This is a genomic window from Streptococcus plurextorum DSM 22810 (assembly GCF_000423745.1).
Classification (GTDB): Bacteria; Bacillota; Bacilli; order Lactobacillales; family Streptococcaceae; genus Streptococcus; species Streptococcus plurextorum.
In genome coordinates, this window is the sequence record NZ_AUIO01000004.1 from 85372 (window position 1) to 101170 (window position 15799).

The following is a 15799-nucleotide window of genomic DNA, read 5'->3' on the forward strand; positions in this document are numbered from 1 at the left end:
TCATAAAGAGTCTTGATAAAAAGTCTTAAAATAGAAAACAGCTTAGAATTGCCTTATCAGAAAGGGTAATTCTAAGCTGTTTTTGCTTGTTAAAATTTTAATCGGAGGGGGAATTTTTAAGTTTTTACCCAGCCTGTTTATTACGGCTTAATCACATCAACCCCACCCATGTATGGACGGAGAACTTCTGGAATGGTCACAGAGCCGTCCTCGTTTTGGTAGTTTTCAAGGATTGCCGCAACCGTACGACCTACTGCTAGGCCAGAGCCGTTGAGGGTGTGGAGCAATTTAACCTTGCCGTCAGCAGCATCGCGGTAGCGGATTTGGGCACGGCGAGCTTGGAAATCTTCTGTGTTTGAACAGCTGGAGATTTCACGGTAGGCATTTTGGGCAGGAATCCAGACTTCCAAGTCATAGGTCTTAGCAGCTGAGAAGCCCATATCTCCTGTACAGAGGGCTAACACGCGGTATGGCAAGCCTAATTTTTGAAGGATATTTTCTGCATTTGCGGTCATTTTTTCCAATTCATCATAAGATTGCTTCGGTGTGGCAAATTTGACCATTTCAACCTTGTGGAATTGGTGGAGGCGGATTAGACCACGGGTATCACGACCAGCAGAACCAGCTTCAGAACGGAAAGATGGACTCATGGCTGTGAAGTAGATTGGCAGGTCTTTTTCTTCCAAAATCTCGTTGCGGTAGTAGTTAGTCAATGGCACTTCCGCAGTTGGGATGAGGACGAAGTTGGTATCAGCCAACTCAAAAGTATCTTCCTTGAATTTCGGATATTGTCCTGTACCAAACATAGAGTCATGGTTGACCATGTAAGGTGTGATGATTTCTTGGTAGCCTTCTGCGATATGCTCGTCCAACATGAAGTTGTAGAGGGCACGTTCCAAGCGGGCACCCAAGTTTTTGTAGAAGAGGAAGCGGGCTCCAGTTACTTTTGCGCCACGTTCCCAGTCCAGAATATCTAGGTCTTCGCCCAAATCCCAGTGAGCTTTTGGCTCGAAAGTGAATTCACGAGGTGTGCCCCAGCGACGAACTTCCACGTTTTCTTCTTCGTCGGCACCAACAGGAACAGAATCATGTGGCGTATTTGGAAGGACTTGGATGATAGCTTGCACTTTGTCATCGATAGCAGCCAATTCGGCATCGATGGCTTTGATATCAGCAGACAGGGTCTGCATAGCAGCGATTTGGTCACTAGCATCTTCTTTATTGCGCTTAGCTTGTGCAATCGCCTCAGAAGCTAAGTTGCGCTCTGCTTTGGCTGTTTCAGCTTTGACCAAGAGTTGACGGCGTTTTTCATCGAGCTCTTTAAGCTCGGTCAGTGTCTCGGCAGCTACCCCACGTGTCGCCAATTTGGCAGCCAAGGCATCGAATTCTGTACGTAAGCGTTTAATATCTAGCATTGATCGTCTCCTTTTGAAAAAATAAAACACTCCCGTCAAGTGTTGGAGTGCATGATGCACGGTTCCATCCAACTTCACGAGAGTGCGCTTAATTACAAATTATAAAAGTTTTAATAACGGTAGAATTTCATTTGAGCCCCATATCTGCTCGCAGCAACCGCAGACTTTCTGAAAAGAGAAAACAAACTACTTATCCGTTGGGACTATTATACAGTATTGCTTTCCAAATGTAAAATGAAAAATTATGGTAAAATAAATTATCAAGAAAAAGAGGTGTTTTATGGCTAAATTTGGCTTTTTATCGGTGTTAGAAGAAGAATTGGAAAAGGCATTGTCTTGCGACTTTGCTATGGACTGGGATAAGAAAAATCACGCAGTCGAAGTGACCATTGTCCTTGAAGCGCAAAATCAATCGGGGGTTGAAACCATTGATGCTAATGGCGAAGTGTCTAGCGAAGATGTGGCCTTTGAAGACTATGTGCTCTTTTACCATCCTGAAAAATCCCGTTTTGATGCGGAGGATTACCTGGTTGCCATTCCTTACGACCCGAAAAAAGGGATGTCGCGTGAGTTTCTAGCTTATTTTGCTGGTCAACTCAATGACGTTGCCACAGAAGGTCTTAGTGATCTCATGGACTTTTTGACTGATGAGACAGCGATTGACTTTGGCTTGACCTGGGACGATGAAGCGTTTGAAAATGGCAGAGCAGAAGTGGTTGAGACAGACTTTTACCCTTATCCGAGGTATTGACTCAAAGACAGGTGTCACTAATTGAATGCACAAAGTGGCTAACCAATGGGTTAGTTGCTTTTTATTTTTTACGAGCAGTCCGTATCAAGAGCTTAGAATAGACCTAGAATAAAAGCTCCGATAAAAGAGGATTTTGTGTTATAATAAATCAAAAAAACAGGAGACATATTGTTGTGACGAAACTATCTAGTCTAGGAAAAACTGGTTGGCAGGCCATTCGAAATGGTTTGCTTGATATTCTTTTGGGTTTGGCGCTTGTACTGTATGGGCATATGGTGCCACGTCTAGGTTATCAGCTCTTCTTTACTTACGTGTTTTTCTCAGCAATATGGTCCCTCTTTAGTCGCTGGTTTCGTCCAAAGGCTCTCAGAGAAAACCTCTGGGTGACTTGGGCAAAAATCATCTTATCTGTTATTTTGTCGAATAGTCTATGGTTAGAAAATACAACGGTCTATCTCTTTGTATTTGCCATAGCCTTTTATCAGATTTTTATTGCTTTTGTTCATCTGGTCACTTGGTATCTTTATCGGAAAAACGGCATTAAACCACGTGGTCGCTATCTTTTTGACGGGCTATGGATTGGTTGGTTTGGTTTATATAGCTTATCACCCTTTCACAACGCAGCCGATTTTGAGCTTTTCTTGTTAGGCTGGTACTTGATCTCCCTAGGGATAACGCGGTTGCGGGACGGTATTTTCTTTGAAGCCGACCTGTCGCAAAATAAATTAAAACGCCGTGTTCGAGTGACCTTGCCGATTTTTCTGACTGCTCTTGTCCCAGCAACTACTCTCGCAAAGGTTAATAAATTTCTCCAAGAAAATGCGGAAGAGAGTGCAGAAGAGGCCTATAATCAAGTGAAATCTGGTAAGACAGCGGAGCTTGAGCTATTCATTCACACCGCGGAGACATCGCTTTTTTCTGCTATCGGGCATGTCGATCTCTGCTATAATGGGCGAGTCATTTCTTTTGGCAATTATGACCCAACTTCTGAACGTTTTTTTGGCATGATTGGTGATGGGGTGCTCTATACGTGTGATAGGGACAAATACATTTCACTTTGTAAGCGTGTCAGCCAGAAAACTCTTTTTGGATATGGGATTGATCTTACAGAGGATATGGAAAAAGCGGTGCAGACAAGACTTGCTGAGATTGAAGATTTATTGATTCCTTGGGAACCAAGTGACGAAAAAGTAACGGCTGCTGATGGCAGTAGCGATTACAGCTATGCTTATCGCATCAAGCATGAAACGGATGGCAAACTCTATAAGTTTACAAAGTCCAAATTCAAATCCTACTTTGTCTTATCGACCAACTGTGTCTTATTGGCGGATTCGATTGTCGGACAAGCTGGCACCGATATTCTCAGTCCTAAGGGATTTATTGCTCCGGGCACTTATCAAGCCTACCTAGATGAAGAATACGAAAAGCCAAACTCCTTGGTGGTGAGCAAGTCGCTTTATTAGGCAACTGAGTTATGGGCAATTTAATTGCTAGTTTTTTTGAAAAGGTAGAGGGGCTTGGAGTAAAGGGGAGTCTTATTGGAACATTGAGATAGGAGGAAAGGAAACAAATATGAACTCATGGCAAGAATTAACGATTCACGTACATCGTGATGCAGAAGAAGCAGTTTCAAATCTAATGATTGAAACGGGCAGTCAGGGGGTGGCGATTAGCGACTCGGCTGACTATGTGGGACAGGAGGACCGTTTCGGTGAACTCTATCCCGAGGTGGAGCAGTCAGACATGATTGCGATTACGGCCTACTATCCTGACACTTTGGATATTGAGGAAATCAAGGCAGATTTGGCTACTCGCTTGGCGGATTTGACAGGCTTTGGCTTGGAAACGGGTCGGGTCAGCCTAGAAAGTCAGGAATTGGCAGAGGAAGACTGGGCGGACAATTGGAAGAAATACTATGAGCCAGCTCGCATTACCCACGATTTGACCATTGTGCCGTCTTGGACGGACTATGAGCCGACGGCAGGTGAAAAAATCATCAAGCTGGATCCTGGCATGGCCTTTGGCACGGGCACTCACCCGACCACCAAGATGAGCCTTTTTGCTCTTTCTCAGGTCTTGCGTGGAGGTGAGACCGTCATCGATGTCGGCACGGGTTCTGGGGTTCTCTCCATTGCTAGCTCGCTTCTCGGAGCCAAGGAGATTTTTGCCTATGATCTGGACGAGGTGGCGGTGCGTGTAGCTCAGGAAAATATCGACCTCAACGCCAATACTAGCAACATTCATGTCGCAGCAGGTGACCTTTTACGTGGTGTTGACATTGAAGCGGAAGTCATCGTTGCCAACATCTTGGCGGACATTCTCATCCATCTGACCGAGGATGCCTACCGTCTGGTCAAGGACCAAGGCTACCTGATTATGAGCGGCATCATCGCGGATAAGTGGGACATGGTGCGAGCATCTGCGGAAGCGGCTGGCTTCTTCCTTGAGACCCACATGATCCAGGGCGAGTGGAATTGCTGCGTCTTTAAGAAGACGGCTGACCGCTCAGGTGTGATTGGAGGCTAAGATGCAGCAGTATTTTGTCAATGGCAGAGCACCGCAGGGCGTGTTCCAGATTAGCGATAAGGACACCGCCAAGCATATGTTTTCTGTCATGCGATTGCAGGCAGATGAACAGATTGTCCTAGTCTTTGACGACGGGATTAAACGCTTGGCACGGGTAGTAGACAGCCAGAACCAATCTGTTGAAATCATCGAAGAATTGGCAGACAATGTCGAATTACCTGTCTCCGTTACCATTGCCATGGGCTTTCCCAAGGGAGATAAGCTCGAATTTGTCGCCCAAAAGGCAACGGAATTAGGCATGACAGCCCTCTGGGCCTTTCCAGCGGACTGGTCAGTGGTCAAATGGGACGGCAAAAAACTAGCTAAAAAGGCAGAGAAGCTAGAAAAAATCGCCCAAGGAGCAGCCGAGCAAAGCAAACGAAATCGCATTCCAGTAATTCGCTTGTTCGAGAAAAAATCGGATTTCCTAGCTCAGCTGGCAGATTTTGACCAGATTATCTTAGCCTACGAAGAATCCGCCAAAGAAGGCGAGCAAGCCAATCTAGTAAAAATCTTGTCTGGCTTAGAAGCTGGTCAATCAGTTCTGGTTATCATCGGTCCAGAAGGTGGTGTGTCGCCTGAGGAAGTAGCCGCATTTGAAGAAGCAGGGGCGGTCAAAACAGGCCTTGGTCCTCGCATCCTCCGAGCAGAAACGGCTCCACTCTATGCTCTTTCTGCCATTAGCTACGCAACGGAATTGTTGAGGTAGTCTATGTTTGCTTTAGGAACGATTATCAATACAGTGGCGGTTGCATTGGGCGGTCTCTTGGGTGCTTGGTTCGGTCATCTCTTGCAACCTCGTCATCAGTCTGGACTAACGCTAGCTAGCGGTGTTGCCATTCTCTTTTTAGGGATTTCAGGAACGCTGACAGGCCTTTTAAGAGTAGAAAATGGTCAACTGGTCACCCAGAACACTATGCTCTTTGTGCTGAGTCTAGCCTTTGGGACCTTTCTGGGCGAAGTCCTGCATATTGAAGGCTGGTTTGAACGATTGGGCATTTGGTTACGGGAAAAGTCGGGCAATGGTCAAGACTCTCAGTTTTTAGATGCCTTTTTGACTGCCTCTCTGACTGTCTGTATCGGTGCCATGGCCATTATTGGCTCTATACAGGATGGTCTGACGGGAGATTATAGCCTTTTGGCCATTAAGAGTATTCTGGACTTTATTATTATTTTTATCATGACAGTCAGCTTGGGTAAGGGAGCAGGCTTTTCAGCAGTACCCGTCTTTCTGTTTCAAGGATTGATTACCTTCTTAGCCCGCCTGATTGAGCCTCTGATGACGACCCAAGCCCTTGCCAACCTTTCCTTTATCGGCTCTGTCCTCATCTTCTGCGTCGGAGTCAATATCATTTGGGACAGAAAGATTCGCGTCGCCAATATGCTACCAGCCATTCTCATTGCAGTGATTTGGAGCTATTTTGCATAAGAAATTAGAACGTGAGCAAGCTGTTACTTGGGTGACGAGGTAACAAGGTCTTGTTCGCTTTTTGATGAGGAGTCGCTTATAAACCAGAAAGTAGGGAGGTTACGGAGATGGCTAGCATGTGGAATGACTGCTTAAAGTTTATAGATGATGAGAAAGCTAGGAGCTTGTCCAGTTTTGTGCTATAATAAGAAAAAATCATTTTCAGAAGGGAAGTAAGATGGAAATCATTGAGAAAGCACCAGCTAAGATTAACTTAGGACTTGATGTTATGGGCAAACGTCCAGATGGTTTCCACGAATTGGCAATGATTATGGTGAGCGTTGATTTAAACGACTACGTCATCTTAAAATCATTGGAGATGGATCGGATTATCATGACATCTGATAGTCCTAAGATGCCACATAATGAAAAAAACGATGTCTACAAGGCAGCCCTTCTAATCAAGGAAAAATATGGCATTACGACAGGTGTCGAGATTAATTTGCAAAAGTCCATTCCAATTTGCGCTGGTTTAGGAGGAGGATCTAGTGACGCTGCGGCTACCATTCGTGGGCTCAATCAGCTATGGAATCTCAACATGAGTCGTGAGGACATGATTGAGATTGGTTTTAAAATAGGCAGTGATGTCCCTTATTGTCTAGAGGCAGGCTGTTCGCTGATTACGGGTAAGGGAGAGCTTGTGGAGCGACTAGATACTTGCCTATCTTCTTGGGTGGTTTTGGTCAAGCCGCATTTTGGGATTTCCACGCGGACGATTTTCCCAGAAATTGATCCCGAAACGATTTCACGGGTAAACATAAGCTCTTTGAAAGAGGCTCTGCTATCTAAAGATTATGCCCGTGTGGTTAAGTACATGGGCAATTCTCTAGAGGATGTGACTATTAAGCGCAAGCCATTTATTCAAAAAATAAAGGATCGTATGATTAAGGCGGGTGCTGATGTGGCTTTGATGACTGGATCAGGGCCGACAGTTTTTGCCCTTTGTGCTACGGAAAAACGTGCAGATCGTGTGGTCAATAGCATGAAAGGCTTTTGTAAGGAAGTCTACAAGGTTAGAATTTTGCAGGGGTGATTCTTGCCCTTGTTTTTTCTTTGTGCTATAATTAACCAGTTAACAAAGGAGGTCGTATGAAAATACTTGCAAAAGAAATTGATACCTTAGTATCAAAAATCTTGCTGAAAGCAGAAAATCATAATGAGCTTTTGATCGGTTCTTGTCAGAGCCCTATTCAACTAACCAACACACAAGAGCACATTCTCATGCTTTTATCACAGGAAAATTTAACCAATACTGATCTTGCTAAGCGTCTCAAGGTCAGTCAGGCGGCAGTCACTAAGGCTGTTAAAGGATTGATTCAAAAAGGGCTATTGGAAAGCAGTAAAAAGACAGAAGATGGCAGAAGTTTGCATTTGACTTTGACGGAGCAGGCTCATCCGATTGCAGAAGAACATCATCACCATCATGTCAAAACACTTGCAGTTTACGAACAAGTATTGGAAGAATTTTCGACCAGCGAAAAGGCTATTATTAGCCGATTTGTGGCAGCTTTTGAACGAGAGTTGGAGAAATAAATGCGTTACATCACAGTTGAAAATCTGACCTTTCAGTATGATAATGAACCTGTCTTAGAGGGTGTTTCTTATCATCTAGATAGTGGAGAGTTTGTCACCTTGACCGGTGAAAATGGTGCAGCAAAGTCCACCCTTATCAAAGCAACGCTAGGTGTTTTAAAGCCTAAAGTGGGTCAAGTCACCTTGTCTAAAACCAATAAAGATGGTAAAAAATTGCGTATTGCTTATTTGCCACAGCAAATAGCTAGTTTTAATGCAGGCTTTCCTTCTACGGTCTATGAGTTTGTCCGCTCAGGCCGTTATCCAAGAAGAGGATGGTTTCGAAGGCTCAACCAGCATGATGAAGAGCACATTAAGGTGAGTCTTGAAGCTGTAGGAATGTGGGAAAATCGTCACAAGCGTTTAGGTGCTTTGTCAGGAGGTCAAAAGCAAAGGGTTGTTATTGCTCGCATGTTTGCCAGTGATCCAGATATTTTTGTCCTTGATGAACCGACTACCGGCATGGATGCTGGCACAGCAAAGACCTTCTATGAACTGATGCATCACAGTGCTCACAAGCATGGCAAGTCTGTCTTGATGATTACCCATGACCCTGAAGAAGTGCGCGATTACACAGATCGCAACATTCACTTGGTTCGAAATCATGATTTACCGTGGCGTTGTTTTAATGTCCATGAGGCTGATGAGGAAGGAGAAACACATGTTCACTGAGATTTTAGCTTATGATTTTATGCAACGTGCTTTATTGGCTGCGGTAGCCATTTCTCTTTTTGCTCCGATTTTGGGAATCTTTCTCATCTTGCGTCGCCAAAGTCTCATGTCTGATACGCTGAGTCACGTTTCTCTGACGGGGGTAGCTCTTGGAGTTATTATGGGGGTAAACCCTACTTGGACGACGATTTTAGTGGTGTCAGTGGCAGCGCTTGTCTTAGAGTATCTCCGAACGGTTTATCGCCATTATATGGAGATTTCGACCGCCATCTTGATGTCAATGGGACTAGCTCTCTCTCTGATTTTGATGAGTAAATCTAATGCCCGATCAGGCGTTAGTCTAGAGCAATATCTTTTTGGCTCTATTATTACTATCAGTCCCAGCCAAGTCATTTCACTCTTTGTGATAGCAGCTTTGGTTCTGTTATTAACGGCTCTTTTTATCCGTCCTATGTATGTCCTGACCTTTGATGAAGACACAGCTTTCGTTGATGGGCTACCAGTAGGCCTCATGTCTGTTCTCTTTAACCTGGTAACAGGCTTGGCCATTTCTTTGACGATTCCAGCAGCAGGAGCTCTTTTAGTATCGACAATCATGGTACTACCAGCAGCTATTGCTATGCGTTTGGGGGATAATTTTCGATCAGTTATTGGTATTGGTGTCATCATAGGCTTCATTGGAATGGTGTCTGGCATTTTTCTGTCCTATTATTGGGAGACGCCAGCTAGTGCTACTATTACCATGATCTTTATTAGCCTCTTTTTACTGACAAATGTCGTGAATGCCTTAGTTAAAGAGTAAAATGTTGAGCTATCTTCGGATAGCTTTTTTCTTTTGCCATTAAAAAAATATATTTTTTGTAAAATGAGCTTGACATTTTTTGTAAAGCAAGCTATACTTTATTTGTAAAGTGAACTTGACAAAAGGAGTTGAAGCAATGAAAAAACTCACTGAAGATAAGATTATCAAAAAATCGAAGGAGACTCTCTTAGCCTTTCTCATTTTAGTGGCTATATTTTTCTGGCTTGCTAGTCAGAGAGACTTTAGCACGATTGAGTGGTGGATTACTGGCGGGGTGTTTACCTTGATGGTAGCAACAGAGGTCTATCCGTCCACACGCCTTCTATATGACAGTGCTTATCGTAGACGGTATCTGATAGCGCGTAATGATGAGCGTAATCTAGCGGTTGAAAATATGGCTTACCGTAAGCTTGTTCACGTGATATCCTACACCTATCTCTTTATTGCAGGTCTTGTGATTGGTTATTTCTCAGACAGTCTGACAAATGAGCAAACAGGCTTGCTCACTCTAGCTTTTTTAGCTTTTGCTCTCTTTGGGTTAATGGCTTACCTTGTGACAAAGTGGTACTACCAACACCAGCTGTAATGGAAAGGATGTGTCACGATGGAGACAAGGATTCAAGAGCTGCGTAAGGCTCAGAAACTGAGTCAGGCGGAGTTAGCAGATCAAATGGAAGTCACAAGACAAACCATTATTTCATTGGAAAAAGGACGCTACAATGCTTCTTTGGAATTGGCTTATAAAATTGCTAAATTTTTTGGCAAGACCATAGAAGAAGTTTTTATATTTGAAACGGTAGGAGAAGGTCGTGAAAAAGAGTAAGACATGCTTAGAGATTATACCCCAAGCCATTCCTTTATCTATGATAAAACGATTTTTGCATAAAATCCGTGTTGTTTTGTCTATAGGCTTCTTTGCGATTTCAGTGATTCAAAGGGTTACAGATTGGATGAGACGGAGAAGGGGGAACTTATATGCTTAATACCTTACAATCTTTTGGTCAGAAAAAATCTAAAACCGCTTTAAGAAAATCTCTACGCTTTAATGCCCTCATATCTGCTGGCTTAGGTGCGGTAAGTATCTATTTTGGACAATATGGAGACATGACAGACTTCGGCTCAGGATTTCTTTTTGGAATGGCGATTGCTCTGATGGCCGGAAGTCTCTACTTTCTGGTATTAACGAGTCAGGACAAAGCCTTCAATCGCTATTATGTCACCTATTATGATGAGCGGCAAAAACAGATTCGAGGGCTAAGTTTACAGCTAACACTGACTTTAGTAGTAATCTTACTAGTCGCACTCATTAGTCTATATGCCTTCTGGCAGATCAAACTGCCTTATCTAACCTTGATGATTACCTTGCTCTATACCATCCTTATTGGGAGAGTGTTCATCACTGTGATATTGAATAAATTGATTTAAGCAAATGTAAGGAGAAAATATGACTCTTATTAAAGTGACACAACTAACCAAAACTTTTGGGACACAGACAGCCCTTGATGATATTTCATTCGAGATTGGACAGGGACAGATTTTTGGCTTTTTAGGCCCATCTGGATCTGGTAAAACGACCACGATCAATATCCTGACAGGTCAGCTGTTAGCAGACAGTGGTTCGGCGGAAGTTTTTGGCAAGGCGGCACGAGAACTAGATGCCAAAGATTTAGCTCAGATTGGGATTGTCAGTGACACCAGTGGCTTCTATGATAAGCTGTCGCTTTATAAAAACATGCAAGTTTACGCTAAATGGCACGGTGTTTCTAATGAGCGTATTGACGATCTTTTGAAAGCTGTCGGCATTTATGAGGCTAAAGATAAACTAGCTGAAAAATTGTCTACAGGGATGAAGCAGCGGATGCTTCTGGCGCGTGCTCTGCTCAATGCTCCGAAAGTTCTTTTTTTAGATGAGCCGACTAGTGGGCTTGATCCTTCAACATCACGTGTCATTCACCAATTGCTCATCGATTTGAAAGAAAAGGGAACAACCATCTTTCTAACGACCCATGATATGCACGAAGCAACGCTTTTATGTGACCACTTGGCTTTGCTTCACAAAGGAAAGCTTGTAGAGACAGGAAGCCCAGCGGAGTTGATTCGTAAGTATTACACCGATAAAAAAGTGAGAGTCAACAGTATTGATGGTAAGTCCGTAGAGATATCGTATGACGAACTCGCACAGCTTGACCCCTCACAAATCGAGACACTTCATTCATGTGAACCCACATTGGAAGATATCTTTATTACCCTAACAGGAGGAAGTTTGAATGTTTAGACGCCTATCAGCCTTACTTTGGAGTCGCAAGGAGATTCTTCTTGCCAATAAACAATCTGCACTTATGCTGTTTATGCCAGTTATCATCATTGCTCTCTATAGCTTCATGTTTAAAGATATGATGGGTGCATCTGAGATGATTTTTAGTTTGGTATTACCCATGATTCCAATTATGATTGGCTATATCTTGCCGACCTTAGTTTCTGAAGAAGCTGAAAAACATAATCAGCAAACTTTAATCCTATCAGGTGTTAAGGTTTGGGAGTATATCACTTCTAGTCTTATCATACCTCTTAGCCTTATCTCCATTTACCTACTCGCTCTGCCATTTGCCTTAGGAATTAGTATCCGTAATTGGCCTGCTTATTTGGGCGTCAATATTGTGACAGGCCTTGTCCTTGTCCTTCTTTATATGGCTGTAGCGCTAGCTTGTGATACGCAAGCCAAGGCTTCCATCGTCGCTATGCCTATCATGATGATGGGGATGCTACTTCCTATGATGTCAAGGACTAGTGAAGGCATGGCAAAACTGACTAGCTACAGCTTCATGGGTGCTTACAGTGCTTGGGACAAGACTGGTTCAGATTACCAATTGACTGACAAGAGTTTTTTAGTCTTACTGCTTTGGTTGGTGCTTGCTGCGGTTACGACCTTGTATGTGACCAAGAAAAAACAGGTCAAAAATTGATTGACCGATTTTTAGGATAATCGAAAAATAAAATAGGGAGAGAATTGTGAACAACACATTTTTTAGAACATCAGTATTTGGTCTCTTGGCAATAGGATTCTACTATGCCAGTCAATATGTACAACTACCAGCCCTCCTCTTTTTGAAGGAAAATCAAGGGGCTTCTTTGACCTTGGCTCAAACCAGTATCAGCATAGGGATTTATCTTCTGCTGATAGTGACAGCACTGGCGTTAGCCATTTACTGGAAATTTGTCAACATCAAGGAAAAGTTGAGTTTTAAAATGTTGGCCTTGACCTTATCGGTTGGAGAGATAGCTACCTATATGGTTGGATTTATAGGTGCCTTGATTTCCTTTGCTTTGGGAGATGAGCTGATCTCTAGTAATCAGCAAGCCATTAATGAGTTGGTCTCTCTGTTACCAATAGCCCTTCTCTTTACCATGACTGTCATTGGAGCACCAGTTATCGAGGAAGTCATCTTTCGTGGTTTTCTTCCGGCTATTTTTTCAGAAAAATGGCGCTGGATAGGTTATGTCATCGGGGCAATTTTGTTTGGTTTGGCACACCATCCTAACACTGTAGGAGCAGCTGTCCAGTATATTGGCATGGGGGCGGTATTCTCTCTGGTGGCTTATTTTGGCAAACGTTTGGAATATAGTATCTTCCTACACATGCTCCACAATGGCATTGCATTTTTTGTGATGATGTCTCAAAGATAAAACGTTAATGTCTTTTTTAGGGAAAGTGAAAAGATTTTCTAGAGCTACCCTTTGATAACAAAAAGGAATCTCCTTATGGTAGGGGATTCCTCTTTTTTGTACATAGAATCTGAGATTGTGCTATTTTAAAGCGTTTTAGCTTTCTCAATGGTTTTGTCAATGGCAGAGCAGAGGGCTGGGGTCAGTCCTTCTTTTTCAAGCTCCATAAGGCCAGCAATGGTGGTGCCCCCAGGACTACAAATTTTATCAATCAAATCACTTGGACTGTCTTTGCTGGTAAGAAGGTTTTGAGCGGTAGCTTGGACAGTTTGATTGATAATGGCTAAAGCTAGGTTTTTAGGCATGCCGTTTTTGACACCAGCTTTAGCTAAAGCTTCGATAAACAGAGCGATGTAAGCAGGGCTAGAACCTGCCAGTGCTGTAAAGGTATCAAAATCTTTTTCCGCAATCTCAAAAGTCGACCCCAAACTTTCACAGATAGCCTTACAGTTTTTAGCCAAATCAGGGGAAACATTAGCGTTAAAGGTAATAGCTGTTGTGCTGGATAGTATTTGAGCGTTGATATTAGGCATGATACGGATGAGTGGCAAGTCTCTACCAACTAAATGGGCTAAGCGTTCCAAAGTGATGCCTGCTGCCATAGATAGAACTGGCTGTTTGAAAGTCAATTCCGACAGGACTGTCTCAAAAAGTTGGGGTTTGATACCTAGGATGATAAGGTCAACAGTCTCAATTAATTCTTGATGAGAAGTTGCATAATGGAGATTGAGTTGATCCGCAATTTCCTTGGTTCGTGTTAGGGAAGAGCCTGAAATGAAGAGTTTGTGCTCTGTTTTTTTTAGCCCGGTAATAATAGCAGAAGCCATTTTTCCGACACCGATGAATCCAATTTTCATAGTTGAAGTACAAAGGGACTTCTGAAATCTCGTCCCATGTTCGGTTGAGAGTGACAAACCGAACCTTCCTTTCTAAAATTTAATATCCTTTAATGGTATCGACCGTCGAGCGATCTAAGCGCTTGATGATAGCTTGTAGGAAGGCTTGTGCCTCAAGGAAATCATCCATAGCATATAGGGTTTGATGACTGTGGATATAGCGGGCGCAGACTCCAATTGTGGTTGATGGAACACCACCATTTTTCAGGTGAGCAGCTCCAGCATCTGTCCCCCCTTTGCCACAGTAATACTGAAATTTGACTCCAGCTTCTTCAGCGGTTGTCAAAAGAAAATCTTTCATGTCTTTTAACATGACATGGCCTGGATCATAGAAGCGTAGTAGGGTACCCTCTCCGATTTTTCCTTGATCGCCATAGACATCACCAGCAGGTGAGCAATCTACCGCGAAGAAGAGTTCTGGATCAAACTTAGTGGTTGAGACATGTGCTCCGCGTAGCCCAACTTCTTCTTGGACATTAGCCCCCGCGATGAGCGTATTCTTAAGTGGGGTATTTTTGAGGTTTTCAAGAAGTTCGGTAACCATGAGGATACCGTAACGGTTATCCCAAGCTTTTGAAATCACATTTTTACCGTTAGCGGTTAAGATAGTTTCTGCTTCTGGAACGATAATATCGCCAGGCCTCACCCCAAAATTTTCTGCTTCAGCTTTATCCGAAAAGCCAGCATCGAAAATGATGTCAGAGACTTTTGGGATATTAGCTCCGCTATTGCCACGCATAAGATGTGGAGGCACAGAACCAGAAATGGCAGGGAGTTTAGCCCCACTTTGAGTGTGGAGGGTAAAGCGTTGGGCAGAGACAACAAGCGGGCTCCAACCTCCAATCTCAACGACTCGGAAAGTCCCGTCTGCCTTAATATCTGAAATCATAAAGCCAACTTCATCCATGTGAGCGGCTACCATAATGCGAGGGGCATTTTCTGTGGTAGAGTCCTTGATACCAAAAATTCCCCCCAGACCATCTGTTTCTATACGGTCAACTAGAGGACTTATTTTTTGGCGTAAGTGGTTGCGGACATCATGCTCAAAACCAGCGATGCCATGTAGCTCAGTTACTTCTTTAATTTTTGTGAATAAATCTGTCATAGGGCCTCCCAAAGATGAATCTTATTGCTTTCTATTCTATCACTAAGTGTTTCTTTTGTCAGTTTTTATCAGACATGGATTTCTGTGGGACAAATTCCTATCTTTTTGTTAAAATAGACTTATGAAACAAAAAAAGTGGGCCTTCCTAGCGGGTCTATTGGGGCTAGGTGGTTTGGCAGCAGCAGGTGTTGTTGCCCACCAGAAGCAACAAGAAAAGGAACGTCAGCAACTTCTATCTGAAGTTAGGGATTTTTTTGCCCCTTTCGGAGCTATTTCAGTGGTTTACGTCAATGATTTTGAGACGGTTGGCCGATTGGTAACTGGTGGCGTTGTCTTTGAAGATGGTGTGACTTATTATTTTAGTTACGACAAAGGAGAGATTAATTATCGCCTAGAAGAGGAGCTCAATCAGTGATTTATCCAAAACATATGGAAGAATTGGCGGTCTTGGTAGAAAGCTCAGAAAAGGTCGTCTTCTTTTTCACGGCGGATTGGTGCCCGGATTGTCAATTTATCTATCCCTTTATGCCTGAAATTGAGGGGACTTTTCCAAGTATGACCTTTGTTCGTATTGACCGTGATGTTTTTATTGAATTGGCACAACTTTGGAATATTTTGGGGATTCCTAGTTTTGTCGTGACTCAAAATGGCAAAGAGCTGGGTCGTTTGGTCAATAAGCTACGCAAAAGCAAGGAAGAAATTGTAGCTTTTCTAAAGAGTGTAGAGTAAATGACAGGCGACAATGCCCAATCCCACTATGGATGTGACAGCTACCAAAGCCTGATTTTTAGCAGAAGAAAACTTTTCTGCCATTGATAAGCTTTGCGCTG

General features: G+C 43.2%; 20 protein-coding genes. 17 read left to right on the top strand and 3 right to left on the bottom strand.

All coding sequences use genetic code 11. The annotated features are described in order from the left end of the window. Positions 1-140: 140 nt before the first annotated feature. Entirely contained in the window at positions 141-1415 is a 1275-nt protein-coding gene (gene serS, locus G575_RS0104500) for a serine--tRNA ligase (protein ID WP_027971657.1), read from the bottom strand. A gap of 280 nt (positions 1416-1695) precedes the next feature. On the opposite strand from serS, the gene G575_RS0104505 reads away from it, so the two are divergent. From G575_RS0104505 to G575_RS11145, 15 genes are all read left to right on the top strand, one after another. Then, entirely contained in the window at positions 1696-2166 is a 471-nt protein-coding gene (locus G575_RS0104505) for a DUF3013 family protein (protein WP_027971658.1), read from the top strand. Between the two features lie 173 nt (positions 2167-2339). Then, the gene (locus G575_RS0104510) at positions 2340-3629 is read left to right on the top strand and encodes a hypothetical protein (protein WP_027971659.1); all 1290 of its coding nucleotides are present in this window, start codon (positions 2340-2342) and stop codon (positions 3627-3629) included. 109 nt (positions 3630-3738) lie between these two features. Beyond that, positions 3739-4692, top strand: coding sequence for a 50S ribosomal protein L11 methyltransferase (gene prmA / locus G575_RS0104515; RefSeq protein WP_027971660.1), 954 nt, complete (start codon positions 3739-3741; stop codon positions 4690-4692). Between the two features lies 1 nt (position 4693). Beyond that, a complete protein-coding gene (locus tag G575_RS0104520; protein WP_027971661.1) occupies positions 4694-5440 on the top strand; it encodes a 16S rRNA (uracil(1498)-N(3))-methyltransferase in 747 nt (248 codons plus the stop codon). 3 nt (positions 5441-5443) lie between these two features. Continuing rightward, positions 5444-6160 carry a DUF554 domain-containing protein gene (locus G575_RS0104525; protein WP_027971662.1) on the top strand — a complete coding sequence of 239 codons (717 nt, stop codon included), beginning with the start codon at positions 5444-5446 and terminating at the stop codon, positions 6158-6160. 217 nt (positions 6161-6377) lie between these two features. Next, positions 6378-7232: a 4-(cytidine 5'-diphospho)-2-C-methyl-D-erythritol kinase gene (gene ispE / locus G575_RS0104530; protein ID WP_027971663.1), complete on the top strand. Its 855-nt coding sequence runs from the start codon at positions 6378-6380 to the stop codon at positions 7230-7232. A 56-nt stretch (positions 7233-7288) separates the two neighbouring features. Next, positions 7289-7732: a zinc-dependent MarR family transcriptional regulator gene (locus G575_RS0104535; RefSeq protein ID WP_027971664.1), complete on the top strand. Its 444-nt coding sequence runs from the start codon at positions 7289-7291 to the stop codon at positions 7730-7732. Next, on the top strand, positions 7733-8443 hold the full coding sequence (locus tag G575_RS0104540; RefSeq protein WP_027971665.1) for a metal ABC transporter ATP-binding protein: 711 nt from the start codon (positions 7733-7735) through the stop codon (positions 8441-8443). It abuts the gene before it with no gap. Further along, the gene (locus G575_RS0104545; RefSeq protein WP_027971666.1) at positions 8433-9245 is read left to right on the top strand and encodes a metal ABC transporter permease; all 813 of its coding nucleotides are present in this window, start codon (positions 8433-8435) and stop codon (positions 9243-9245) included. Before G575_RS0104540 ends, G575_RS0104545 begins: the two co-directional genes overlap by 11 nt. 136 nt (positions 9246-9381) lie before the next feature. After that, positions 9382-9831, top strand: coding sequence for a hypothetical protein (locus tag G575_RS0104550; RefSeq protein WP_027971667.1), 450 nt, complete (start codon positions 9382-9384; stop codon positions 9829-9831). Between the two features lie 18 nt (positions 9832-9849). Next, positions 9850-10068 (top strand): helix-turn-helix transcriptional regulator, encoded by a 219-nt coding sequence (locus G575_RS0104555; protein ID WP_027971668.1) that lies wholly within the window; start codon positions 9850-9852, stop codon positions 10066-10068. 152 nt (positions 10069-10220) lie between these two features. After that, entirely contained in the window at positions 10221-10670 is a 450-nt protein-coding gene (locus G575_RS0104565; RefSeq protein ID WP_027971669.1) for a hypothetical protein, read from the top strand. A 19-nt stretch (positions 10671-10689) separates the two neighbouring features. Then, positions 10690-11520 carry an ABC transporter ATP-binding protein gene (locus tag G575_RS0104570; protein ID WP_027971670.1) on the top strand — a complete coding sequence of 277 codons (831 nt, stop codon included), beginning with the start codon at positions 10690-10692 and terminating at the stop codon, positions 11518-11520. Beyond that, positions 11513-12208 (top strand): ABC transporter permease, encoded by a 696-nt coding sequence (locus tag G575_RS0104575; RefSeq protein ID WP_027971671.1) that lies wholly within the window; start codon positions 11513-11515, stop codon positions 12206-12208. Before G575_RS0104570 ends, G575_RS0104575 begins: the two co-directional genes overlap by 8 nt. Before the next feature lie 46 nt (positions 12209-12254). After that, the gene (locus G575_RS11145; RefSeq protein WP_051176916.1) at positions 12255-12929 is read left to right on the top strand and encodes a CPBP family intramembrane glutamic endopeptidase; all 675 of its coding nucleotides are present in this window, start codon (positions 12255-12257) and stop codon (positions 12927-12929) included. A gap of 125 nt (positions 12930-13054) precedes the next feature. Here G575_RS11145 and proC read toward each other — a convergent pair whose 3' ends face one another. After that, the gene (gene proC / locus G575_RS0104585) at positions 13055-13825 is read right to left on the bottom strand and encodes a pyrroline-5-carboxylate reductase (protein WP_027971672.1); all 771 of its coding nucleotides are present in this window, start codon (positions 13823-13825) and stop codon (positions 13055-13057) included. Positions 13826-13904: 79 nt separating this feature from the next. Then, positions 13905-14969, bottom strand: coding sequence for a glutamyl aminopeptidase (gene pepA, locus G575_RS0104590; protein WP_027971673.1), 1065 nt, complete (start codon positions 14967-14969; stop codon positions 13905-13907). A 121-nt stretch (positions 14970-15090) separates the two neighbouring features. Between pepA and G575_RS0104595 the strand changes: the two genes are divergently transcribed. Both G575_RS0104595 and G575_RS0104600 read left to right on the top strand, forming a co-directional pair. Further along, positions 15091-15384 carry a DUF4651 domain-containing protein gene (locus tag G575_RS0104595; protein ID WP_027971674.1) on the top strand — a complete coding sequence of 98 codons (294 nt, stop codon included), beginning with the start codon at positions 15091-15093 and terminating at the stop codon, positions 15382-15384. Continuing rightward, positions 15381-15698, top strand: coding sequence for a thioredoxin family protein (locus G575_RS0104600; RefSeq protein ID WP_027971675.1), 318 nt, complete (start codon positions 15381-15383; stop codon positions 15696-15698). The genes G575_RS0104595 and G575_RS0104600 overlap by 4 nt, the downstream gene beginning before the upstream one ends. Positions 15699-15799 lie beyond the last annotated feature (101 nt).